Origin of the sequence: Pseudomonas putida, from assembly GCA_041879295.1 — a bacterium.
Lineage (GTDB): Bacteria > Pseudomonadota > Gammaproteobacteria > Pseudomonadales > Pseudomonadaceae > Aquipseudomonas > Aquipseudomonas putida_Y.
Window position 1 is genome coordinate 818,631 of the sequence record CP047152.1, and the last position, 24,583, is coordinate 843,213.

Below are 24,583 nucleotides of genomic sequence, written 5' to 3' on the forward strand. Positions count from 1 at the left end.
CAAACCACGTACACTATCCTTTTCTGTGGCAGATCCTGATCGTGGACTTCAACGACCAAACCTTTGACACGTTCTTGAATGCGTTGCATGACGGCGTCTATATCACCGACGGCGCCGGTATCACCGTGAAGGTGAACACTGCATACGAGCGACTGACAGGGCTTGAAGGTGAGCAAATCATCGGGCGTAGCATGCATGACCTGGTACGCGATGGTGTCTTATCACAGTCAGCATCATTGCGCGTGCTCCAGCAAGGCGCTCCAGTATCAGTGATGCAAAGCCTAAGCAACGGCAAAAAGCTTTTGGTAAGCGCTACGCCGATTTTTGAAGATCGCCGCATCAGCTACGTCGTCAGCGCAGTTCGGGACATGACCGAGCTTCTGCGTATGAAGCACGAGCGTGATGAGCTAGCTGGGCTCAAAAAGCTTCGTAGCAGCACCGCGCAACTGCACGCTGGCGAATACATGAAGCTCGCAAAGTCTCCAATGGTTTTCGACCAGGCACAGACTGGACAGCTCTTTGCCCAAGCTCGACGAGTGGCCAGTAGCGATGTGAAGGTTCTGCTTCTCGGAGAGACCGGGGTAGGCAAAAGCCTCGTCGCCCAGTACATCCACAATGCAAGCGCTCGGGCAAATGAGCCTTTCATACCTCTCAATTGCGGAGCAATGCCGGAAAACCTCATAGAAGCGGAATTGTTCGGATATGCGCCAGGAGCTTTCACAGGGGCCGCTGCAAAAGGGAAGAGAGGGCTATTGGAGCTCGCCAACCATGGCACCTTGTTCCTCGATGAGATTGGTGATCTCCCCCTATCCCTTCAGGTCAAGCTTCTCAAGGCCATCGAGGAAAATCGCTTCATCCCTGTTGGAGGCCTAGAGCTAAAGGAGGTCGACGTCCGCATCATCAGCGCGACCCACCATGATCTTCGACAGCGGGTTGCTGATGGCTTGTTCCGGGCGGATCTGTATTACAGACTCAATGTCGTTCCGATCAAAATCCCTGCCCTGAGGGAACGTGGCAATGAGATACCCACGCTCCTGGAACATTACCTTGCTCATTTCAACGGCAGATATGAGCAAAACATGAAATGGAGTCTCGAGGCGGTCGATCTGCTCTGTGAGTATGCTTGGCCAGGAAATATCCGCGAACTAATAAATCTGGTCGAGCGCTTGGTCGTTACCTGCGAGTCTGAAACGATTGAAGCGCTAGACCTACCGGAGGAGATGCTGAACCTGCATGCAGAGGGCGAAAACCTGAGCCGACTCCCCTTGCGCAGGATCATTGAGAATGCAGAACGCAGCGCCATCATGTCCGCGATGCGTATTCACAAAACCACCCGCCTTGCGGCAAAAGCCCTGGGCGTCAGCCAAGCCACCATTGTCCAAAAGATGAAACGTTGGGAAAGGTCTGATTAGGTTCCTAATCGGAGACCAGCTTTTTGATTTAATTCTTGCTCGCTGAACGCCTCCCGACATTCACCAGAACGCTGTGAAGGCCAGCAACGGCGGTCTTTTCAAAGCTTTGGCATAGCTTTTGTTACCCACCAGCTCATCACAAGAAAACAAAGAGGATGAGCCCGTGAGTGTTTCTGCCTTTCAGATAGCTAACAAACTCCTTACTGGCGCCGGCGCGATTAACCAACTCGATGCCGAACTAACACGTTTGAAGGTCAATAATCCCCTCATCGTGACCGATGCGATCCTGGTGAAAACCGGCACCGTTGAGCTCGCCTTGGCCGAGCTGGCTGGCCGCAACTACGGCCTCTATGACCGAGTTCAACCAGAGCCGGAAATCGGCTTGGTTGAAGATTGCACTCGTGCTTACCGTGAAGGCGGTCATGACGGACTAATCGGCCTGGGCGGTGGCAGCGCGATTGATATCGCCAAAGGTGTTGCTGCCTTTGCTGGGCATGAGGGAGCTCTGGCCGATCTTTTCGGAGTAAATCAGGTAGCCCGCAAAGGCCCTCCACTGATCGCAATCCCAACCACTGCCGGCACCGGTTCCGAGGTCACCAACGTGGCTATTTTTTCGGACAAAAAGGCGCAGTTGAAGAAAGGGATTGTGAGCGACTACCTCTTGCCAGACGTCGCCTTGGTAAGTCCGGTAATGACCCTTACCTGCCCACGTAGCGTCACTGCTGCAAGCGGGGTAGATGCGCTTGTACACGCCATCGAATCGTACATTTCTGTAAACCGCTCACCTATCACCGATGCCATCGCGCTGGGCGCAATCCGACTTATCGCACGTGCCTTGCCAAAGGCCTATGCGAACCCTGATGACCTGGTTGCTCGCGAAGAAATGGCCACGGCGAGCCTCATGGGTGGCATGGCGTTTGGCAACGCTGGTGTCGGTGCGGTACATGCCCTGGCCTATCCACTTGGCGGACGCTTCAACATCGCTCACGGTGTCAGCAACGCACTCTTGCTTCCTTACGTCATGCGCTGGAACAAGCTCGCATGTGCTGAGCGCCTCAAAGATGTTGCCCAGGCAATGGGTATCAGCGTCGACGGGCTGAGCGACCTTCAAGCAGCTGATGCTGCAGTTACCGCGATGGCCGAGCTGTGTTCAGCAGTCGGTATTCCAACCGGGCTTCGAGCATTCAGTGTCCCCCATGACGCATTGGCATCAATGGCTGAAGAGGCCAGCAAGATCGACCGCCTGATGCGCAACAACCCTCGCAAACTTTCGCCGGCAGACATTGAGGAGATCTACCGAGCAGCCTGGTAGCAGCCTGATGAATCTGGCACCCCTGGCTGGGTGCCATGCCTACAAGACCAATAATACAGGTGCACTGATGTCAAATTCAGCACATGAAACTCCATACATTCCCCTTGGCCCGTTCAAGGTTCGACTGCCATTTCTGCACTATCGCCTTGAGCTACCAGACTTCCTCCAAGGCCTCTTGATGTGCGCCGTGGACCTCGCGGCGATCCCCCTGATGACCGAGCTTCTCGGAATGCCATTCGAAGTGGCCCTCGCTGTCGTCATGCTCAATGGTCTGCTTTACCTCACTCACCATCTCCTTGGAGATCCAACCGTTCCAGGATGGATCACGCCAGCAGTCCCACTGCTGATGGCTTACTGCGCGACATTCCCTGAGGGGCCAGAGCGCGTTCATGCACTCATTGCCTTCCAGCTATTGTTAGGAGTGTTCTCGATAACGCTCGGCGCAACGGGAATGGCCAAGAAGGTCTTCACCTACGTTCCCTCAGCCATCAAGTCGGGCATCATTGTCGGCGCGGGTTTCAGTGCCGTGATTTCTGTGTTCCAGATTGGCGGTAAATTCGATGTGCTGCCGATCACTATCAGCATCACCGTAGGCCTGGCGTTCTATCTGATTTTCTCCCAGCATTTCGCACAGCTGAAAAAACGGAATCGTTTCTGGTGGAATTTCGCCAAGCTTGGAATTCTGCCCATCATCCTGCTTGCCGTCGTGATTGCGCCGCTGGTGAACGAAGCATCCTGGCCAACCATCAAGTGGGGTATCAGCACGCCTGACTTTATGGGGCTCTGGAACAACTACACAGTCTTCGGCCTGGGCATGCCACCTCTCTCGATGTTCATCTCAGCCATTCCAATGGTGCTTGCGGTGTACATCGTCGTTTTCGGCGACGTGCTTAGCGCCAAGGTTCTGCTGGATGAGGCTGAGCAGGTGCGTACCGATGAAAAGGTGGACTACAACCCTGATCGCGCTCACCTGATCTTCGGTGGACGGAATGCATTCATGAGTATCTTCGGCCCAGATGTGGCAATGTGCGGGCCTAAATGGGCGGCAATGCTTGTGGTCATCATCGAGCGGTTCAAAGGTGGCCCACGTGCCATGCAGACCATCATCGGTGGCGTCGGCTCTTTCCGCTGGGGCACGAACACAGGCTTGTTGTTGCTGCCAGTCGTTACGCTTGTTCAACCCATCCTGGGTGTGGCCTTGGCCCTCACTCTGCTGATCCAGGGTTATGTGAGCGTTCGTCTCGGTGTTCTGGAAGCGAAGAGTCAGCGTGACCTTGGCATCGCAGGCGTGATCGGTGCCGTGCTCGCCATCAAGGGTGCCAGCTGGGCGTTCGCCGTGGGAGTCGCGCTTTGCCTGCTGATCTACGGGAAGAATTTCTTCAAAGGCGAGAACGATGGCACCTTCACCCGCGACCAGGCCGTCGATGACGAGCCTGCTCAGGTAAAGACAGATAAGGCCTCATCTCCGTCCATGATTCTCGATTAAGGCACGAGTGGTGTGGTCACCAAACTGAAAGTGACCCCACTGCGTAACTTAGGGAAGGTCTGAATTAGGCGCCGGGCCCACGCCCTCTTGGCTTGAGGTTAAAAGAATGTTCATTCGATCCGATAATCGAACATTCTTCGCCGTAAACTCATCGATTTACCTTCAAACGGAGCCCTTCCAAGGCGTTTTTCCGCATTAAAGACGCATTTCTCCCATCGCCAGTAGCCGCTTTCGAGTCATCCAGAGGTTCGACAGAGCAAAAAGCGTGGTTTGTTGTGCAATATTCTTCGTCAGGCCACGGTACCGCACTTTCGTGTAACCGAACTGACGCTTGATCACCCGAAACGGGTGTTCAACCTTCGCGCGTACCTGCGCTTTCGCGTATTCGATCTTGCGTCGTAACCGACCGATCAGGCTCTTCTTTCCGAGCTTCTTGTAACTACTTGGCCGAGCGGCAATTGACCAGATCATCTGACGATCCTGATGTTCGGGACGCTTCTCCACGCCGGTGTAGCCGGCATCCCCACACACGTAAGTTTCATCGCCATGTAGCAACTGATCGACCTGGGTCACGTCTGCAACATTCGCGGCTGTCCCCACCAGGCTGTGCACCAGCCCGGATTCGGCGTCGACACCGATGTGCGCTTTCATGCCGAAGAAATACATGTTGCCCTTCTTCGTCTGGTGCATTTCGGGATCACGCTTGCCGTCCTTGTTCTTGCTCGAGCTCGGTGCGTGAATGATGGTCGCATCGACCACTGTGCCTTGACGCAACAGCAGTCCACGGTCACCCAGATAGCCGTTGATGACCTGCAGAACCCCGGCAGCCAGCTCATGCTTTTCAAGCAGACGACGGAAGTTGAGGATGGTGGTTTCGTCAGGTATACGTTCCAAATTCAGACCGGCGAACTGGCGCAGGATGGTCGTTTCGTACAAAGCCTCTTCCATCGCCGGGTCGCTGTAGCCGAACCAGTTTTGCATCAGATGCACCCGCAGCATGGCCATCAAGGGATAAGCTGGGCGACCACCTTCACCTTTTGGATAGTGAGGCTCGATCAGTTTGATCAAGCCGGCCCACGGTACCACCTGATCCATCTCGATCAGGAAGCGTTCCTTGCGGGTTTGTTTGCGCTTGCCGGCGTATTCGGCATCGGCGAAGGTCATCTGCTTCATCAGGCGGCTCGACGGTAGTGGTCAGGCATTTTGCCAAATCTGGAAGTGTTTTTCAGAGGATCCCTAAGGCAATTCAACGAGCGCTACGAGCGCAACATGACGTGGGGGCTTGAGGCGCTGGACCTGCTCTGTGAGTACGCATGGCCCGGCAATATTCGCGAATTGATCAATCTGGTCGAGCGTTTGGTAGTCACCTGCGAAAGTGACACGATTGAGGCGTTGGATCTCCCAGAGGAGATCCTGAACCTTCACGTTGATCGCTTGAATCAAAATCGCCTGCCGCTGCGCAAGGTTCTGGAAAACGCAGAGCGGAGCGCGATTCTTTCAGCAATTCGCGTCCACAAGACCACCCGCCTGGCGGCCAAAGCGCTGGGCGTTAGCCAGGCAACCATCGTCCAGAAAATGAAACGCTGGGAGAGATCTGATTAGAATTCTGATCAGCAGCCGTTTTTTCGATTGAGATCGTGATCGCCAGCCGTGGTGGAGATCAGCAAAAACGAGGCAACCCCCCCCCTAAAACGGGCGTTTCAGAAATTTGGCACACGTTTTGTAATCTCCTGGTTCAACTCAAATAAAAAAACGAGGATGAGCCGATGAGTGTTTCTGCCTTTCAAATCGCCAATAAGCTCCTGACCGGGGCCAGCGCGGTAGAACAGCTTGATGCTGAGTTGACCCGGTTGAAGGTGAGTAATCCATTGATCGTGACCGATGCGATCCTGCTCAAGTCGGGCACAGTCGACCTCGCCTTGGCCCACTTGGGTGGCCGCAGTTATGGCCTTTACGACCAGGCTCAACCGGAGCCTGAAATCAGTTTGGTCGAAGACTGTACCCGCGCCTTTCGCGAGGGGGGCCATGATGGGCTGATTGGGTTGGGAGGAGGAAGCGCTATCGACATCGCGAAAGGTGTCGCGGCCTTCGCCGGACACGACGGCGCTCTGGCCGACCTGTTCGGCGTCGATCAGGTCAGCCGCAAGGGGCCGCCCCTGATCGCGATTCCTACCACTGCAGGCACGGGTTCGGAGGTCACTAACGTGGCGATCTTTTCCGACAAGAAAGCGCAGCTCAAGAAAGGCATTGTGAGTGACTACCTGCTGCCTGACGTTGCTCTCGTAAGTCCGGTCTTGACGCGCACCTGCCCACGAAGCGTAACCGCTGCCAGCGGTGTCGATGCACTTGTGCATGCGATCGAAGCGTACCTTTCGATCAATCGCTCGCCGATCACCGACGCCATTGCCCTTGGAGCCATTAAACTGATCGCTCGCGCTTTGCCTAAAGCGTATGCCAACCCCGATGATCTTGCTGCCCGGGAAGACATGGCTACAGCGAGTCTGATGGGCGGCATGGCTTTTGGAAACGCAGGCGTAGGGGCAGTACATGCGCTGGCCTATCCGCTGGGCGGGCGCTTCAACATAGCCCACGGCGTCAGCAATGCTTTGCTGCTGCCCCATGTCATGCGCTGGAACAAGCTTGCCTGTACGGAGCGCCTTCGCGACGTCGCCCAGGCAATGGGCGTGAATATCGCCGGGTTGAGCGATAGCCAGGCCGCAGACGCCAGTGTCGATGCGATGGCTGAGCTGTGTGCTGCTGTAGACATTCCTACCGGTCTTCGCGCGTTCAACGTTCCGCAGGACGCTTTGGCACCCATGGCCGAGGAGGCCAGCAAGATTGACCGGTTGATGCGCAATAACCCGCGCAAATTCACGGCTGGGGATATCGAGGCGATTTACCGGGCTGCCTGGTAACAAGGGGGCGGGTTTATAGAATCAAGAAAGATTGGAGTAGGGAGTGGCAGAGTGCACCGAGTTGAAGTGTCTAGGCGTCTCTCAACGGCTAATCGTCATTATTTGAAGGGCTATCGCGATGGAAGAAGTTAAATTATATGCAATGACATGCGGCTGGATCACCATGCCTTACGGTTTTTTCATGGCGGGTGAAACAGGTGATTTGGCAATTCCAGTGCCGTGCTATCTGATCGAACATCCTAAAGGTACTGTTCTGTTTGACACGGGGCTTGAGTTGCCTTTGCAATCGAAAGATCCAGAAGTGGTCAAGAAGTCGCTCGGGGTTTTTGCTGATTTGACTACAGTCAACTTTGTACCCGGTGAGGATGTGGCCAAGCGTTTAGAGGCGTTCGGTGTCGATCCGCTGAAAATTAATTTTATCATTAACTCTCATCTGCACTTCGATCACTGCGGTGGTAATGCGTGTATCCCGAATGCGCGGCTGGTGATTCAAAAACGTGAGTGGGAGGCGGCTAAGAGTGAAGAGAATATTGAAAAAGAAGTCTATTCGCCTCGTCATTATGATTTGGGCCACGACCGCCTTGAGGTTGATGGCGAGCACGATCTGTTTGGTGATGGATCGGTTGTGCTGGTGCCGAGTTTTGGACACACGCCCGGGCATCAGTCACTTAAAGTCATTGTAGAGGGTAAGGTTGTCGTCATTACTGCAGACGCTTGCTACTTGAAGGCGTCTCTAGAAAAGATGACGCTGCCTGATGCAATGGTGGTGAATGATGCACAAGCAATGCTCAATAATTTCAATGTGTTCAAACAGCTGAAATCTAAAGGGGCGATTGTGCTTTACGGCCACGACCCAGAGCAGTCGAAGCAACTGACCGATGGTTCAATTCGCAGGATTGGTGGCGAGACGCTTGCGAGCCTGTAATAAAGGTGTGAGCCATTATGAGTTGCTTCGCAGTTAAAGTGTTTGTAGCTGCAAGATAAGTTGATGCTTTTTGTAATGTCTTATCGGATGTTTAATGCAAACTATAATAAGGGATGATCATGAAGCCTGTATTGAAAGTATCGTTGTTCTTGGCTGCTGGGATTGCAAGCTCCCACGTGTTTGCAGCTTCTGCCCCGACTGATTTGCCAGACAGCTGTGCAAAGGACGCGAAAGGAAATTATAGCGAGAAGTTTGATGTTCCCTGCCAGGCACTGGACAGGTTCCTGACAACCTTCAATGCCAAGGATGAGTTGGCATGGGCGAAGACATTGAACTATCCGCACGTGCGCATGTCTGGCAACCAGGTCAATGTTTGGCAAACACCTGAAGTTTATGTGAAAGATCAAAACTTGCAAGCGCTTTCGAAAGCAATTGGCTGGGAAAATACACGTTGGAACTACCGGTATGTTGTCCAGTCCGGTACTGATGGGAAAGGCAACGCAAACAAGTATCACGTGGCCCTTTCATTTACACGCCTGGATAAAGCTGGGAACCCTATCCAAGGTCATACTTTTGACTCGTTCTATATTATTACGAATGTCGATGGCCATTGGGGGGCTCAATTCCGATCGAGCATGGCGGGTTCATTGCATGGCAAGTCGGCTTATTAATTTTGTTGTGAGAGCATAATATCCCGTGGTTATAGGTTGGTGCGTCCAGTTCCAACCTTTAATCACCCCACGTTGCAAATGACAGGCATGAACGCCACAGACGCGTGGGCTAGGTGCTTGCTCGAATCACTCATCATGCGGGCATTAAAAAGCCGGCTTGATGCCGGTATTTATTTGTTTTAACTGTATGATTTTAGAGGATTATTTTTTATTTTTTGTTTATGACCCACACTTTGACCCACTCCCTTGTCGAGGTGGTTGGTCGAGAGGGCTGCTGTAGGTGGCAGCCTGTATCGTTGTGATGGCGTAAATTGATGCTCTGACCGACTTGAGAGTTGGTCAGAGCACTTATGCCGCTTGGTCGCCAAATTTCTCAGCTAACTCCCTGTGTTTTATGTGCAGGAAATTTCTCGGCTGCTGGGGGAATCTTTCCTCTCGTTTTCCCGGCTGGTCGATGCCGTGCTGATCGGAGAGCTGCTTGTTCTAGTTATATACCTATACCTCATCAACCATACCCATAGCACCATGACCCGTAGCCATCAGCGCTAGCTGCACATGGGCATGACAGGACGCTGTTGCTGACCACACAGCAACAGCACTAGCAGGCTCGCAGCAGTAAAAAAATACAGACCTTGCACCTGATATGTACTAACAACCCAGGTGCAACACCATGAACCATCGTCACACATCCAAAACCCTCTCTCAGTCCGCTATCGCACTCCAGATCGAAGACCTAGTTGGCGCGGTAGAGCGCAGCGAAGGAACCGTGCAATCGGTGACTGCCAGCGGCACGGTCAAGCGTACCAAGCTCTCCCGGTACTTCGAAAACCTCGCTCAGATGCTGGAGTTGGTCAGCCATAACGATGACTACCACTACGGGCCGCATCTGCGACTGTTCCAACAGGCGTGCTACGACGTTGGTGTGGAGCACAGTTCACTGGCAGGGATCATTTCTTTCGATGAAGAGACGTCCCAGTACCGTGACTACACCGACACGCTCAACCGCCTGGCCGAACATATTCGCCAACTCACGCATGAACGCAGCTACCGTCGTCGTAGGGATGACGCGGCATATCAACGGCGTCAGCAGTCCCGTGAAGTGGCTGAATACGTCGACCGGGTGCTGGATCGTTACGCCACGACCCTGGTGGTCAGGGTCAATCTGTATTACCGCTCCGTTGCTCAGGCAAGGCTGCGGGTTGAGCATGTGTTTGCGGATTTGCAGCGACTGATTCGGGCGCGTGAGCGCAATCCGATCTTCGACCATGAGACTGGCTACATCTGTCGTGTCGAACAGGGAAAGCGTCGTGGGTTCCACCTCCATGCGGCCTTCTTCTTCAATGGCGCTATGGTGCGGGGTGACATCTACAAGGCGCAGCAAATCGGGGCTCTGTGGGAGCAGATCACCCGTGGCAGGGGTAGCTACGACAGTTGCAATCACAACAAAGCCCAGTACGGTGATAAAGGCGGTATCGGGATGATTCACCGTAGCAACGAGCGGACTCGTGGCAACGTGCACCTTGCGATGGACTACTTAACCAAGCGGTCTCAGCATCTGAGCCTGCGACCGAAAGGGGCGAAGTGCCTGCGCAAGGGGCAAGCACAGACCGATTTTCGGAAGTGCAAGTGTTCTGGATGAGTACGCCTGAAAGGCCCGGCACGCTTCTCGCGTGCCGGGCCGAGTGCGCTGCTTAGTTGCCGGTAGCGCGCATGTGCTGCACGCTGAATATCTCCGGCGGACTGAGAGTCGGGTCGACCTGACCCTTGAGCTGCCCGGTGGTGCAGTGCATAGCCTGTACGTCGATCATCGAGAAGCTGTCATCCAGTGCGACGCCAGTGCCCTTGTTCTTGGGCAGGTGGTGGTCGGGATGCGCCTTGCCGATGGTGAATGTCTTCCACTGCGCGCCCTTGCGGTCGTAGGAAATGGTGCGAGACACGGCGAAGGTCTGTGCATCCAAGTAGTGAACCCGCTTGGATAGGGGATGACTGGCCTCCACCGGCGCCGCTTCCACTTCGTAGACCTTGCGCAATTGCCAGGTAATGTTGGGGAAGCAGCCGCCCTGGCCACCGAACGCCACCATCTGGTAACCGTCGCTGTCCTTGTGGGTCTCGCTGTCCAGTGTCTGGTCGTTGTGGTTGTAGAAGGGCATGAGCATGAAACGGGTGCCCTTGTAGGTCCACTTCATATCTGAGATGCGCCCGTTGTAGCCCTCGAAGTCCTCGATCATCAAGTCGGAGCCGAGGAAGGCATCGGTCACCTGGCCGGTGGCCAGGCGCCGCACGCGGCGCTGGAAGCCCAGGTACAGCCAGGAGTTGTCACGCTTGAGGTCGTCTTCGGCGCGGTGGATCAACAGCTGGGTGTTGCGTACGTCATACGGCTCCAGCACCTTGACGTAGATGCCGCGGAACAGCTGCGACGGGTTGGGGGTGATGGCCGGTTTCGGCTCCTGGTCGACCCGGCGGGTGAAGTTGAGGAAGTGGAAGTCGAACTTGATGGTGCGCTCCACCTTGCCGGAGTTCAAATCGCGGAACTTCCAGTAGAACGGCGAGATGGCGGCGCTGTCGCCCCAGTTGTAGCCGTACTTGAAGTTCCAGGCGAGCTTCTCGCCGGCGCGCGGGTCGCTGGCGTCCGGCTCCTGGGGGAACGGCCGGCCGGCCACGGCACCACTGATCTCACCGGGCTTGGCGCCGAGTTTGACCGCGTCCATGTACTGGCGAGTGGCATCGACATAGCTGGCAGGGAGGTCGAAGGAGGTGGTGTCGCCGACCTTCAGCTCCGCCCAACCTTTCTCGATAAAGCCGTAGAAGGCCGGGTCGAGAATCTCCTTGAACTGGGCGACGTTGCCCTTGTTGATGGTCATGCCGGCGCTCAGACCGGCGAAGCTCGGCTTGTCGTTCTGGTAGGGGTGGAAGGACTGCTGGATCACCGCCTCGTCGGCGGCGTAGACGCCGCTGGTCGCGCCCAGCGTCAACAGGGCCAGCGCCAGGGCGCGGCTCTGCTGGAATTTCTTGTAGTTCATGGCTGTTCCTCGTGATTGATCAGAAGCTGTAACGCAGGGTCAGTTGCAGTTCGTCTTCCTTCTGCGCCATGCCGATGGGGCCGGCGCGGAAGCGGCCCAGCGGCTCGTAGCCGCTCAGACCGGCGCTTACGCCCTCCGGCAGGCCATAGCTGGTGAAGGGGTCCCAGGGGTTGCAGCTGCGGCAATCGTCGAACTCGCGAGCGCCGCGACCGACCTTGAAGTTGGCGCCGGCGACGATCTTCAAGTTGTCGCTGAACAGGTATTCCACGCTCGGCGCGATGGCCGTGGCTTGGGCCTTGAAGTCATGCGCGACGATTATTTGCGGGCTGAGGCGGCCGTTCATCCACCAGCCTTTCACCAGCAGGGTGCCGATCCAGTTCTGCTCCCAGTCCGGCATGCCGGCCTTGCCCAGTGGGCGATCCTCAAGCTGGTGCTCGTGGATGTGCTGGCCGAACAGCTGGCCGGAGAAGAGGAACGCGCGGCCCGGGTTGAGGAAGGGGATGAAGATGTTCTTGTCCGCACCGATCACGTAACGGGTGACGTCGGACTCGGAGAACAGCCGTGATTGCAGGGTGTTGGCAAACTCCTCGCCCTCGGTGTGCGCGACTTCGAAGCGGAACACCGTGTCGATCGCTTGCGAGTAGTAGTCCATCGAACCGCCGATCAGGTTGACCCGCGGGAAATGGATATCGAAGGCGATCAGGGCCGGCCATACCGCGGTTTCACCGGTGAAGGGGTTCAGAGCCGGGATGCCGCCACGCAGCGAGGGCAGTTGCGAGCGGTAGGTCAGGGCGTTCAGCGAGAAGCCGAAATCGCCATAGACGCCTTCCAGCTTGATGCCGAACTGGCTGTTGGACAGGCTCCAGGACGGCATGTGCGCCTTGCGGATACCGATCTGGCCGGGGCCGAAGTCGGTGGCGATGTTGCCGCCGGCGAAGTTGGCCACGGTGCCGCCGTTTTCCCACAGGTTGTTCATTCCGCGGAAGAAGCAGCCAGCGTCGAGGATCGAGTTGGGCTGGCCGCACTGGCCAAGGTTGTGCGGGCGGAACTTGTCGAAGTTCCACACGAACGACAGGTTGAGGTCGTCGAATACCTCGTTGGCACCCATCCGCCAGTCGGCCTTGGCAATCCACATCGGGATGCGGATGTCTTCCAGCTCGTCATAGATGTTGTTACGCGAGTAGTCGACCGGGTTGATCACGTCGAGCACGCGGAACACCGTGCGGCCCCAGATCACCTGCTGCTTGCCCAGGCGCCAGCTAAGGATGTCGCCGTTGGGCAGCTCGTTGTCGAAGTCGACGTAGAGCTCGCGGATGAAGTCCAGGCGTTCGTTGAACTCGGGGAAACGCAGGTCGTTGCTGCTGTAGTCCAGGTAGTCGTCGATGCAGCCGCGGCTGTCCTTGTCGCAGGGCCGTACCGGCACGCCGAAGGCCACGCCGCCACGGGTTTTGTGCAGGTTTTCGCCGAGCACGATCATCCCCTCGTTGGGGTTGCGCGCGTCGTTGAAGCCGAAGAAGGTGCCTGGCGGACGGATGCCACCGCCGTGCGGCACAGTCGAGCCCGCGCCGGCGATGTTGTTCTCCAGATTGACCGCGCCGCCGGCGCCACTGCCGTACTCGCTGCTGTTGAGGTCGTAGACCCCGTCGTAGGTGCCGCGGAATGTGCCGTGGAAGGCCACGTTGTTGAAGTTCAGCTGGCCCAGGGTGCCGAATTTCTTGTCCGCGTTGACCTGCACGGTGTTGCGGAATTTCGACAATCCGGCGCTATCGCGAACGAAGGTGGCATTCTCGTAGTAACCGGTGAACTGCATTTCTTCCTCGGCCATGACCGAAGTCAGTGGCGTCAGAGCAAGGCTTGAGCCGCCCAGCAGGGCCAGACTCCAGTGTCGCAGGCCCATTTTTGTTGTTGTCGGCATGACAGGTCCTCGTGCGGTTTAAGTGTGGGAAGGCATCCGGTTCAGGCCGGATGGCGTTCCCCTTGCGGCAGCCCGCCGGTCGCCACGCGGGGCGCGACCGGCAGGGATTCGGCAGAGGCGGGCACGGCAGCGTCGGCGTGCAGAATGCCGTCTTCGTCGGCATAGGCCCCGGTGATGAACTTCGGTTTGAACACCAGCACCCAGGCGGGTACCAGCAACATGGCGGCGATGGCGTTGATGACGATCATCACGCACAGCAGCAGGGCGGCATCGGACTGGAAACGCAGGTCCGAGAGGATCACCCACATGATGATCCCGGCCATCAGGGTCAGTGCGGTGAAGCTGATGGCGATGCCGGTGGTGGCGATGGCCTGGCGCACCGCGTCGGTGAGACGGCCAAACTTGGCCATTTCCTCGCGGATGCGATCCATCATGTAGATCGAGTAGTCGATGCCCACGCCAATGCCGACGGCGATCACCGGCACCGTGTTGATGTCGATACCCATGCCGGCCAGGCCCATATAGGCGTAGGTCAGCGCGCTGGCGAAGGCCATCGCCAGGAGCATCATCAAGCCGGCATGCCAGGAGGTGTAGAACAGCATGACGAAGACGAAGATCAGCAGGAACACCAGCGGCAGCACCACTAGGTTGGTCTCGAATGCCGACTCGTTCATCGCCGCGGCCACGCCGAGGGTACCGCCAGCCAGGCGGATGCTCAGCCCCGGCACTGCATCGCCGTGCTGCTCGATCCACTGCTTGGCCATGTGCATGGCGCGGCGGATGGTCTCGCCCTGACGATCCTTGTAATAGAACACCAGGTTGGCGACGCGGTCGTCGGTGTCGGTGAACTCGTTGAGCGCGCCGGGGATCGGGCTGGAGGCCATGTAGGTGAACATCAGCCCGCCGACGTAATTGGCGTCGTGGGGAATCTGCAGCCAGCGCGGATCGTCGTTGTGCATCAGCCGGTTGACCTGGGTGATCAGGTCCGGCAAGCCCTTTCTGCCGCCGACCGAGGGGTCGCTGAGCATGTGGTTTTGCAGCGCTTGCAGGGCGCGCAGCACCTCGGGTTTCTTGATTCCGCCTTTCTCGGCATGCTCGGCGACGATGTACAGCTCTTCCGAACCGGGGAAGCGCTGGTTGATCTCCTTGGACCAGACGTTGTAATCGTGTTCCGGGTAGAGGATCGGCGAGCCGGGCTCGGAGTCGCCGATGCGCACCTGGGAGGAGGCCCACAGGCTGGCGAGGATGGCCAGCCCGGCCAGGCCCAGCGCCTTGCGCGCGGAGGCCGGGTTGGCCACCGTCCGCGCACAGATCGCGCCGATGTGGCGCAGCGCGGTCTCGCGCATCTCCGGGTTCTTCGGTTTGGGCAGGATCGACAGCAGCAGCGGCACGCCGATCAGCACGCTGAAGATCACCGTGGTCGCCCACAGCGAGGCATAGATGCCCAGCTTGGTGTTCAGGGCGATCGAGCCGATGGCGATCAACAGCAGGCCGATGGCGTCCGTGACGATGCCCAGGGTGCCGGGGCGGAACAGGCTGTCGAAGGCGGCGCGCGCGGCCAGCGGGCCGTCGCCGAGCAGTTTGACCTCGGCGTAATAACGCTCGACCAGCTGCACGCCGTGGCTCATGGCCCGGGCGGCGATCAGGAAGGGAATCACCAGGCCCAACGGGTCGAGGTTGTAGCCCAGCAGGCTGATGATGCCGAGGCCCCAGATGGTCGATATCATTACCCCGCCGAGTGGGATCAGCACGCCATAGGCCTTGCGGAAATGCATCACCAGCAGCGCCAGCATGATCAGCACGGTGAAGATGAATATCTGCAAAATCTGGCTCATGTAGGTGTAGGCCCAGCCCACCAGCACCGGCTGGCCGGTGGCGTAGAGGGTCACCCCGTCGATCTTCTCGGCGTCGCGCAGCGCCTGGATCTGCGCGAAGGTCTTGGCGTAGTCGAGCTGGCCTTCGATCAGTTGCGCCTTGACCAGCGCCACTTGCAGGTCCGGCGACACCAACGGGCCATAGACCCGCGGGTTGGCCACCACGTCGGCTTTCATCGCCGCCAACTGCTCGGCGGAGAGCTGGCCAAACTCGGGTTGGTAGTAAGGCTCGGAGTTGATGCTGCCGACCTCGGTCAGCCAGACCTTGCGCGAGTTGCGGTGGGTCAGGCTGCTGACCAGGTTGTGGTTGACTCCGGGCAGGCTGTCCACCGCCTGGGTGACCCGATCGATCAAGGCCAGGCGCTCGTTGCTGAACAGGTCGCCTTTGTCGAAGGCCACGCCGATGACCAGCACGTTGGCGCCGCCGAAGCTGTCCTTGATGCTGTTGTGCAGCTGGATGTAGGGGTGTTCCTGCGGCAGCAGGTCGGAGAAGTCGGTGTAGACCTTCAGCCCGGGAATGCGCAGGGCGAAGAACAGGGTCAGCACCGCGATGATCGCCAGCACGGTGCGCGGGTGGTCGAACAACCAGACCTTGGCCTGAGCCAGCTTATGGCTAAACGAATGCAGTATGGACATGGTGGCGGGTCTCAGTCGGTCATGGTCGCAACGGCGGGCGTAGCGCTGGGCGCGGTGTCGAGGGTCAGCAGCAGGCCGCGGCCGCCGGCAACGATCAGGCGTTGTGCGCTATCCGCGGTGATGGCGCGCAAGTAGACCGGCGCATCGGGCGTCGGCAGCGTTTGCCACTGTTCACCGGCCAGTTGCAGCACGCCTGTGGTCGCCGACGGCGAACAGGCCGTTGTCGCTCGCTAGAAAGCCGAAGATCGGTGCGCTGCTCGGCGTGCTCTGGCGTTGCCAGCTCTGCCCGGCATCCGTGGTGTGGTAGATGAAGCCGTTGAGGCCACCGACCCAGCCCTCCTCGGGGCTGCGGAAGTAGCTGGCGTGCGGGTAGAACTCGTCCGGCAGGGTGCCGGCCAGCTGCCAGTTGGCGCCGCCGTCCTGGCTGGCGAAGAGCATGCCGAACTCACCTACGGCCACCGCATGGTCGCGGTCGATGAACTGCAGGTTGGTCAGCATGGCGTCTTCGTCGAGGCTGGTGTGCGTCCAGTCGCCGCCTTGGTCGTGGCTACCGAGCAAGGTGGTCAGGCCGCCGGCTACCCACAGGCGCCATCCGGGGCGCAGGCGGCGGTCAGCATTTGCTCCTCGGTCGGCAGGGCGTGTTCGCGCCAGCTCAGGCCGAGGTCGGCGCTGTGCCACAGGCGGTTGTCGAAGCTCAGGGCGATGAAACTGCCGTCGGCGCAGGCGTCGAGGTCGATCAGGCTGGCGCCCTTGGCGATCACCTGGCGCGTCCAACTCTGCCCCTGGTCAAGGCTGGTCAGCAACACGCCGTTGTTGCCGGCCAACAGGGTGGCCTGCGGCACGCTGGCGAGAGCCTGGTAGTAATCGGCGCGGTGGCTGGATTTGCTGCCTTCGGCGGCGACTCCGGCCAGGTTGAGTTCGGCTTCGCAGCCGGCGAGCACAATGGGTAGGAGAAACATCCCGAGTGCCGAGCGTACCGGGCGGCTCAGGACGCACGGCAACAGGCCGTGCGACTGCTTGTTATGATTCATCACGTGTCACCACTTGTGATTGTTGTTGTCGTGAAGCGGCTGACAAGGCGAGGGCAACGCCTGTGCCAGACCACCGACGGTGACCCGCAAGTAGTTTCAAGTTGTTGATTGGATTTGGTTTTTTTTGGGAGAGAAACAGCTTGTGGAGGGTTGTAGCACTTAAAGTGGGGGAAGAGGGGTTAATCAAATAATCAAAATCATCAGGCGTTTCACCAAATGGCGAAACGCCAGGCGCTGGCGCTCCGCATCGGCGCAAGGCGGTATATCGCGTGCTGGGTTACCTGCCGCGCCGCGATGGCAGTGTCTGATTGCTCAGCGCTTGGCGCCGCTCGCCCAGCCTACGATGCGCTAGGGTCTGTTGCCGTTTCAACGCGAGCCGCGTTGCAGCGAGAAATGTCGCCAGGTTAGGCGTAGGACGCAGGTAATGGTTGTTCCCTTGCCAAGTCCTACAACGACAGTTGGCGGCATTTCCCGCGCAACCCGCAGGGCCGGGCCTGTTTTTCCGCGATGCGGCGTTACTCGCCGCTCGTTTGGCCCACCAGACTTCACGGCTCGTGCCTAGCCTCGCGAAAAAACAGGCTCCGGCGCGGCCGCGTATGAAACGACAACAGATCCTAGCCTTCGATGCCGATTTTCTTCAGCCGATAGGCCAGTGCCGGTCGGCTTAGGCCGAGCAAGCGCGCGGCACCGGAGACGTTTTGGTTGGCCTGTTGCATGGCTTCGCGCATCAGGCTTTCCTCGATCTCGTCGAGGCTCAGGCCGCTGCTCAACAACTGGCTGATCCAACTGCCCTGGCCATTGCCTGGCTGAATCAGCACGCCGTCCAACGACACCCGCTCGCTGGCGGTCTGCGGCTCTTCCGGCGCCCGTAGGAACAGCGCCTGCACGCTGATGCTTTCGTTCGGATCGGTGAGGATGATGCCGCGCTCGATGACGTTCTCCAGCTCACGGATATTGCCCGGCCAACTGTAATGCAGGCAGGCCTCCAGGGCTTTGTCTGAAAGGCCGAGGGTTCTCTTGCCGTACTCCTGGTGGAAGCGCTGCAGGAAGTGCTCAACCAGCAGTGGAATGTCCTCGCGGCGTTCGCGCAACGCCGGGATCGCCACCGGGAAAACGTTCAGTCGGTAGTACAGGTCGGCGCGAAAACGCCCGGCCTTGACCGCTTCGGCCAGGTCCTCGTGGGTGGCGGCGATAACCCTTACGTCGATCTTGCGCGTGCGGTTGTCGCCAACTCGCTCCAGCTCGCCTTCTTGCAGCACGCGCAGCAGACTGGCCTGAGCGCGCGGGCTGAGTTCGATCACCTCGTCAAGGAAGATGGTGCCCTTGTCGGCCCGCTCGAAGCGGCCCATGCGTGACTGGGTGGCGCCGGTGAAGGCGCCTTTTTCCACGCCGAACAATTCGGACTCGATCAGGTCCGGCGGGATCGCCGCACAGTTCACCGCGACAAAGGGCTCGGCGGCGCGTTTGCTGCGCAGGTGCACGCTACGCGCGATGACCTCCTTGCCGACCCCGGTCTCGCCAAGCAGCAGCACCGAGACTTTGCCCTGTGCGGCCTTGTCCATCATATTGCGCACGGTCTGGTAGGCCGGGGTCTGACCGATGCCGTAGTACTGGCCTTCCTGTTTGTCGAGGTTGGTACGCAGCGACAACAGTTGCGATTGCAACTCGTAGAGTTCCTCGATGATGGGGTCGTTCTTGAAATACTGTTTGAAGCTGGCAACGTCGTCCCACTCTTCGGCCGGCTTGCCAATGACCCGGCACTTGTCGCCGCCGCAGCCGCGGCAGCTGACTTCCTTGAAGATGATTTCCCGGCCCATGAACGCCGAGGAATAGGCGCAGGCGTAGCCGAGCAGAGTCCAGCACACCGGGTCTTGCATCTGCCCCAGGTCGGTCTGGCAGATTTCCACCTCGAAGGAGTCGATCCACTCCATCTCGGCATAGAAGCGCCCGTATTCCTTGTCGATATCGAGCTCGGTGGGGCGGACCTTGACCAGACCCTTGAGTGAATGCATCTGCGGCCCAGCGAGGAACATGCCGACTTCGCTGGCATTCGGTCTCAGCTTCCTGGCCAGTTCGGCATCCTTCAGGCCGGACTGGTAACCATGGCGCAGGAACAAGCCCTTGGCGCGTTCGATGCCCAGGGTATTGACCATTTCCCGGCGAAAGCTGGCCATCGCTGAAAACTGCAGCAACAGCATGCGCTGTTCGCCAAGCCAGATCTTGCCTTCCATGCTCTGGAAGTGGATCAGGTTGGTCAGGTCCTTGAAATCGGAGTGCTGGATTTCAGGCTTGTACTTGATCGGCATGTAAGCGAGGCCCCTATTTATTTTTAGATGGGGAAAATCAGGGTCGCCGCTATAGCGCAAGGCAGGCGGCGATTCCAGATGGGGTCATGGGGAAAATCGGCAGTTTTTTCACCTGCGCCAGCTCCCCATAGCCAGCCTCAGTATCTGGCAAAAGTCAACCAAATGATCAATCGACGGCAGTGATTTTAGTATTAGAGATCAGCGTTCAGCTGCGCCATAAGCATTTGCTCAAGCGGCCTTGGGCAATTGATCAAATGCTTAAAAAGTCTGCGCAAGCGCGGCTTAATTTCGCTCGCTCCGATCATTCTAAAAATTAGAAACACATTGAAAAACAATACCTTGAAGTCTGTTTTCAGACCTTGGCACAGCCGTTGCTTGATGTCCTGCGCAAGCCGCCAACCTGGAGATGACCGTGACCAATACCCCCACACCGACTTTCGATCAGCTCACTCGTTACATCCGTGTGCGCAGCGAACCAGAAGCCAAGTTCGTCGAGTTCGATTTCGCCATTGGTCATCCGGAGCTGTTCGTCGAGTTGGTGCTGCCGCAAGACGCCTTCGTGAAGTTTTGCCAGCACAACCGCGTGGTGGCAATGGACGAAGCGATGGCCAAGGCGGTGGACGACGACATGGTCAAGTGGCGCTTCGGCGATGTCGGTCGCCGCTTGCCGAAAGACCCGGGCTGAGAACCCTGCCGACAGGCAGATGGGCATCCAACAACAAGAGGGTACGGTTGATATGAGCGTAGAGATAAAGACCAATACGGTGGATCCGATCCGCCAGACCTACGGCAACCTGCAACGGCGCTTCGGCGACAAGCCGGCTAGCCGTTATCAGGAAGCCAGCTACGACATCGAAGCGGTCACCAACTTTCACTATCGCCCGCTGTGGGACCCGCAGCACGAGCTGCACGATCCGACCCGCACGGCGATCCGCATGACCGATTGGCACAAGGTCACCGACCCCCGCCAATTCTACTACGGCGCCTATGTGCAGACCCGCGCGCGGATGCAGGAAGCCACCGAACACGCCTATGGCTTCTGCGAAAAGCGTGAGCTGCTGAGCCGTCTGCCGGCCGAGTTGCAGGCCAAGCTGCTGCGCTGCCTGGTGCCGCTGCGGCATGCCGAGCTGGGCGCCAACATGAATAACAGCAGCATCGCCGGCGACAGCATCGCCGCCACCGTGACCCAGATGCACATCTACCAGGCGATGGACCGCCTGGGCATGGGCCAGTACCTCTCGCGCATCGGCCTGCTGCTCGATGGCGGCACCGGCGAGGCGTTGGATCAAGCCAAGGCCTATTGGCTCGACGACCCGATCTGGCAGGGCCTGCGTCGCTACGTCGAAGACAGCTTCGTGATCCGCGACTGGTTCGAGTTGGGCCTGGCGCAGAACCTGGTGCTCGACGGCTTGCTGCAGCCGCTGATGTACCAGCGCTTCGACCAATGGCTCACAGAGAACGGTGGCAGCGATGTGGCCATGCTCACCGAGTTCATGCGCGACTGGTACGGCGAAAGCACGCGCTGGGTCGACGCCATGTTCAAGACCGTGCTTGCCGAAAATGACGCTAACCGTGAGCAGGTGCAGGCCTGGCTGGAGGTCTGGGAGCCGCGTGCCTACGAGGCATTGTTGCCCCTGGCCGAGGAAGCCACCGGTATCGCCGCGCTGGATGAAGTCCGCAGCGCCTTCGCTACTCGCCTGCAGAAAATCGGCCTGAAAAGCCGCGAGGAATAAAGCATGTCATCACTCGTCTACATCGCCTTCCAGGATAACGACAACGCGCGTTACGTGGTGGAAGCGATCATCCAGGACAACCCCCACGCCGTCGTCCAGCACCACCCGGCGATGATCCGTATCGAGGCCGAGAAGCGCCTGGAGATCCGCAGGGAAACCGTGGAAGAGAACCTCGGCCGCGCCTGGGACGTCCAGGAAATGCTGGTGGACGTAATCACCATCGGCGGCAACGTCGACGAGGACGATGACCGCTTCGTCCTCGAGTGGAAGAACTAGGAGACAAGCTCATGGCTACCCACAACAAGAAACGCCTCAACCTGAAAGACAAATACCGCTACCTGACCCGCGATCTGGCCTGGGAAACGACCTACCAGAAGAAAGAAGACGTGTTCCCGCTGGAGCACTTCGAGGGCATCAAGATCACCGACTGGGACAAGTGGGAAGACCCCTTCCGCCTGACCATGGACACCTACTGGAAATACCAGGCGGAGAAAGAGAAGAAGCTCTACGCGATCTTCGACGCCTTTGCCCAGAACAATGGTCATCAGAACATTTCCGATGCGCGCTACGTCAACGCCCTGAAGCTGTTCCTCACCGCCGTTTCACCGCTGGAATACCAGGCCTTCCAGGGCTTCTCGCGGGTTGGCCGGCAGTTCAGTGGCGCCGGTGCGCGGGTCGCCTGTCAGATGCAGGCGATCGACGAGCTGCGCCATGTGCAGACGCAAGTCCACGCCATGAGCCATTACAACAAGCACTTCGATGGTTTGCATGACTTCGCCCACATGTACGACCGGGTCTGGTACCTCTCGGTACCCAAGTCCTATATGGACGATGCGCGGACCGCCGGTCCGTTCGAGTTCCTCACCGCCGTCTCGTTCTCCTTCGAGTACGTGCTGACCAACCTGTTGTTCGTACCCTTCATGTCCGGTGCCGCCTACAACGGCGATATGGCCACGGTCACCTTCGGTTTCTCCGCGCAGTCGGACGAGGCGCGGCACATGACCCTGGGTCTGGAAGTGATCAAGTTCATGCTCGAACAGCATGAAGACAACGTGCCCATCATCCAGCGCTGGATCGATAAGTGGTTCTGGCGCGGTTACCGCCTGCTGACCCTGATCGGCATGATGATGGACTACATGCTGCCGAACAAAGTGATGTCCTGGTCTGAGGCCTGGGGGGTCTACTTCGAGCAGGCCGGTGGCGCGCTGTTCAAGGATCTGGAGCGCTATGGCATCCGGCCGCCGAAATACGTCGAGCAGACCACCATCGGCAAGGAGCACATCACCCACCAGGTGTGGGGGGCCTTATATCAATACAGCAAGGCCACCAGCTTCCATACCTGGATACCCGGCGACGAGGAACTGAACTGGCTGTCGGAGAAATACCCGGACACCTTCGACAAATACTACCGCCCGCGCTTCGAGTTCTGGCGTGAGCAGCAGGCCAAGGGTGAGCGCTTCTACAACGACACCCTGCCGCACCTCTGCCAGGTGTGCCAGTTACCGGTGATTTTCACCGAGCCGGACGATCCGACCAAGCTCAGCCTGCGCAGCCTGGTGCACGAGGGGGAGCGCTATCAATTCTGCTCGGATGGCTGCTGCGACATCTTCAAGAACGAGCCGGTGAAGTACATCCAGGCCTGGCTGCCGGTGCACCAGATCTACCAGGGCAACTGCGAAGGCGGGGATGTCGAAACGGTGGTGCAGAAGTACTACCACATCAAAAGCGGCGTGGACAATTTGGAGTACCTGGGCTCGCCCGAGCACCAGCGCTGGCTGGCCCTGAAAGGTCAGACCCCACCAACTGCCGCCCCGGCGGACAAGAGCCTGGGCGCCGCCTGAGGCAGCGCCAGCCGCTCAGGGGTGAAGCACCGCCCCTGAGCCATTCCAAGAACAAGAGGTTTCGATCATGACTGTCAACTCAATCGGCGAATACACCGCCACGCCACGGGATGTGCAGGCCAACTTCAACGGCATGCAACTGCTCTACCTCTACTGGGAAGAGCACCTGATGTACTGCTCCGCGCTCGCGTTCTTGGTAGCCCCCGGCATGCCCTTTGCCGAGTTCCTCGAGCAGGTGCTCAAGCCCGCGATCCACGCCCATCCGGACAGCGCGAAGATCGATTTCAGCCAGGCGCTCTGGCAGCTGAACGACCAGCCGTTCACCCCGGACTACGCCGCCAGCCTGGAAGCCAACGGCATCGACCACAAAAGCATGCTGCGTCTGAACACCCCGGGCCTGAACGGCATCCAGGGTTCGTGCAGCTGAGAGGTGTGTCATGAGTTACAACGTCACCATTGAACCGACCGGCGAAGTGATCGAAGTGGAGGACGGCCAGACCATCCTCCAGGCCGCTCTGCGCCAGGGCGTCTGGCTGCCGTTCGCCTGCGGCCACGGCACCTGCGCCACCTGCAAGGTGCAGGTGGTCGAGGGCGAAGTGGATATCGGCGAAGCCTCGCCGTTCGCCCTGATGGACATCGAGCGCGACGAGCGCAAGGTGCTGGCCTGCTGCGCCATTCCGCTGTCCGACCTGGTGATCGAAGCCGACGTCGATGCCGACCCGGACTTCCTCGGCCATCCGGTGGAGGATTACCGGGGGGTGGTCAGCGCCCTGGTTGACCTGTCGCCGACCATCAAGGGCCTGCACATCAAGCTGGATCGGCCCATGCCGTTCCAGGCCGGGCAGTACGTCAACCTGGCATTGCCGGGCATCGACGGCACCCGCGCCTTCTCGCTGGCCAACCCGCCGAGCCGGAACGACGAAGTCGAGTTGCACGTGCGCCTGGTCGAGGGCGGTGCGGCCACCGGCTTTATCCACAAGCAACTGAAAGTCGGCGACGCGGTGGAGCTGTCCGGGCCTTATGGGCAGTTCTTCGTGCGCGATTCGCAGGCCGGCGACCTGATCTTCATCGCCGGCGGCTCGGGCTTATCGAGCCCGCAGTCGATGATCCTCGATCTGCTTGAACGCGGCGATACGCGGCGGATCACCCTGTTCCAGGGCGCGCGCAACCGCGCCGAGCTGTACAACTGCGAACTGTTCGAGGAACTGGCCGCGCGCCACCCCAACTTCAGTTACGTGCCGGCACTCAACCAGGCCAACGACGATCCCGAATGGCAGGGTTTCAAGGGCTTCGTCCACGACGCCGCCAAGGCGCATTTCGACGGCCGCTTCGGCGGGCAGAAAGCCTACCTGTGCGGCCCACCGCCGATGATCGACGCGGCCATCACCACCCTGATGCAAGGTCGCTTGTTCGAGCGCGACATCTTTATGGAGCGCTTCTACACCGCCGCCGATGGGGCCGGCGAGAGCAGCCGTTCGGCCCTGTTCAAGCGCATCTGAGGTGAAC

General features: G+C 58.8%; 21 protein-coding genes and 1 pseudogene. 14 read left to right on the forward strand and 8 right to left on the reverse strand.

The window, feature by feature from the left end:
• Positions 1-41 precede the first annotated feature (41 nt).
• The 3 genes from GST84_03815 (at position 42) to GST84_03825 (ending at position 4,210) form a co-directional block, all read left to right on the forward strand.
• Positions 42-1,412: a PAS domain S-box protein gene (locus tag GST84_03815; protein XGB11524.1), complete on the forward strand. Its 1,371-nt coding sequence runs from the start codon at positions 42-44 to the stop codon at positions 1,410-1,412.
• 163 nt (positions 1,413-1,575) lie between these two features.
• Complete coding sequence (locus GST84_03820; GenBank protein ID XGB11525.1) at positions 1,576-2,724, forward strand: iron-containing alcohol dehydrogenase; 1,149 nt, start codon at positions 1,576-1,578, stop codon at positions 2,722-2,724.
• A gap of 67 nt (positions 2,725-2,791) precedes the next feature.
• Entirely contained in the window at positions 2,792-4,210 is a 1,419-nt protein-coding gene (locus tag GST84_03825; protein ID XGB15702.1) for a hypothetical protein, read from the forward strand.
• A gap of 195 nt (positions 4,211-4,405) precedes the next feature.
• On the opposite strand, the gene GST84_03830 is transcribed toward GST84_03825, so the two are convergent.
• Positions 4,406-5,383: an IS5 family transposase gene (locus GST84_03830; protein XGB11526.1), complete on the reverse strand. Its 978-nt coding sequence runs from the start codon at positions 5,381-5,383 to the stop codon at positions 4,406-4,408.
• 63 nt (positions 5,384-5,446) lie between these two features.
• Between GST84_03830 and GST84_03835 the strand changes: the two are divergent.
• The 5 genes and pseudogenes from GST84_03835 to GST84_03855 all read left to right on the forward strand — a co-directional run bounded on the left by GST84_03835 (position 5,447) and on the right by GST84_03855 (position 10,360).
• Positions 5,447-5,812, forward strand: a pseudogene (locus tag GST84_03835) (hypothetical protein).
• A gap of 164 nt (positions 5,813-5,976) precedes the next feature.
• Positions 5,977-7,125: an iron-containing alcohol dehydrogenase gene (locus GST84_03840; protein XGB11527.1), complete on the forward strand. Its 1,149-nt coding sequence runs from the start codon at positions 5,977-5,979 to the stop codon at positions 7,123-7,125.
• A 118-nt stretch (positions 7,126-7,243) separates the two neighbouring features.
• Positions 7,244-8,050 (forward strand): MBL fold metallo-hydrolase, encoded by an 807-nt coding sequence (locus tag GST84_03845; GenBank protein XGB11528.1) that lies wholly within the window; start codon positions 7,244-7,246, stop codon positions 8,048-8,050.
• Positions 8,051-8,169: 119 nt separating this feature from the next.
• Positions 8,170-8,721 carry a hypothetical protein gene (locus GST84_03850; GenBank protein ID XGB11529.1) on the forward strand — a complete coding sequence of 184 codons (552 nt, stop codon included), beginning with the start codon at positions 8,170-8,172 and terminating at the stop codon, positions 8,719-8,721.
• 670 nt (positions 8,722-9,391) lie between these two features.
• Positions 9,392-10,360 (forward strand): inovirus-type Gp2 protein, encoded by a 969-nt coding sequence (locus tag GST84_03855; GenBank protein XGB11530.1) that lies wholly within the window; start codon positions 9,392-9,394, stop codon positions 10,358-10,360.
• 52 nt (positions 10,361-10,412) lie between these two features.
• On the opposite strand, the gene GST84_03860 is transcribed toward GST84_03855, so the two are convergent.
• The 7 genes from GST84_03860 to GST84_03890 all read right to left on the reverse strand — a co-directional run bounded on the left by GST84_03860 (position 10,413) and on the right by GST84_03890 (position 19,503).
• Positions 10,413-11,741, reverse strand: a complete 1,329-nt coding sequence (locus GST84_03860) for a DUF1329 domain-containing protein (protein XGB11531.1) — start codon at positions 11,739-11,741, stop codon at positions 10,413-10,415.
• 19 nt (positions 11,742-11,760) lie between these two features.
• The gene (locus tag GST84_03865) at positions 11,761-13,656 is read right to left on the reverse strand and encodes a DUF1302 domain-containing protein (protein XGB11532.1); all 1,896 of its coding nucleotides are present in this window, start codon (positions 13,654-13,656) and stop codon (positions 11,761-11,763) included.
• A 41-nt stretch (positions 13,657-13,697) separates the two neighbouring features.
• Positions 13,698-16,166, reverse strand: a complete 2,469-nt coding sequence (locus GST84_03870; GenBank protein XGB11533.1) for an MMPL family transporter — start codon at positions 16,164-16,166, stop codon at positions 13,698-13,700.
• Between the two features lie 11 nt (positions 16,167-16,177).
• Positions 16,178-16,357 (reverse strand): hypothetical protein, encoded by a 180-nt coding sequence (locus tag GST84_03875; protein ID XGB11534.1) that lies wholly within the window; start codon positions 16,355-16,357, stop codon positions 16,178-16,180.
• Positions 16,338-16,724, reverse strand: a complete 387-nt coding sequence (locus GST84_03880) for a hypothetical protein (GenBank protein ID XGB11535.1) — start codon at positions 16,722-16,724, stop codon at positions 16,338-16,340. The genes GST84_03875 and GST84_03880 overlap by 20 nt, the downstream gene beginning before the upstream one ends.
• Positions 16,725-16,741: 17 nt before the next feature.
• Entirely contained in the window at positions 16,742-17,197 is a 456-nt protein-coding gene (locus tag GST84_03885) for a hypothetical protein (protein ID XGB11536.1), read from the reverse strand.
• Positions 17,198-17,811: 614 nt separating this feature from the next.
• Positions 17,812-19,503 carry an AAA domain-containing protein gene (locus tag GST84_03890; GenBank protein ID XGB11537.1) on the reverse strand — a complete coding sequence of 564 codons (1,692 nt, stop codon included), beginning with the start codon at positions 19,501-19,503 and terminating at the stop codon, positions 17,812-17,814.
• Positions 19,504-19,909: 406 nt separating this feature from the next.
• Between GST84_03890 and GST84_03895 the strand changes: the two genes are divergently transcribed.
• The 6 genes from GST84_03895 to GST84_03920 all read left to right on the forward strand — a co-directional run bounded on the left by GST84_03895 (position 19,910) and on the right by GST84_03920 (position 24,576).
• Positions 19,910-20,188: a phenol hydroxylase gene (locus GST84_03895; protein XGB11538.1), complete on the forward strand. Its 279-nt coding sequence runs from the start codon at positions 19,910-19,912 to the stop codon at positions 20,186-20,188.
• 52 nt (positions 20,189-20,240) lie between these two features.
• A complete protein-coding gene (locus GST84_03900) occupies positions 20,241-21,236 on the forward strand; it encodes a phenol hydroxylase (GenBank protein ID XGB11539.1) in 996 nt (331 codons plus the stop codon).
• Positions 21,237-21,239: 3 nt separating this feature from the next.
• Positions 21,240-21,512, forward strand: coding sequence for a monooxygenase (locus GST84_03905; GenBank protein ID XGB11540.1), 273 nt, complete (start codon positions 21,240-21,242; stop codon positions 21,510-21,512).
• An 11-nt stretch (positions 21,513-21,523) separates the two neighbouring features.
• Positions 21,524-23,077, forward strand: coding sequence for a YHS domain-containing protein (locus GST84_03910; protein XGB11541.1), 1,554 nt, complete (start codon positions 21,524-21,526; stop codon positions 23,075-23,077).
• Between the two features lie 67 nt (positions 23,078-23,144).
• Positions 23,145-23,504, forward strand: a complete 360-nt coding sequence (locus GST84_03915; GenBank protein XGB11542.1) for a phenol hydroxylase — start codon at positions 23,145-23,147, stop codon at positions 23,502-23,504.
• A 10-nt stretch (positions 23,505-23,514) separates the two neighbouring features.
• Positions 23,515-24,576 carry a 2Fe-2S iron-sulfur cluster binding domain-containing protein gene (locus GST84_03920; GenBank protein XGB11543.1) on the forward strand — a complete coding sequence of 354 codons (1,062 nt, stop codon included), beginning with the start codon at positions 23,515-23,517 and terminating at the stop codon, positions 24,574-24,576.
• Positions 24,577-24,583 lie beyond the last annotated feature (7 nt).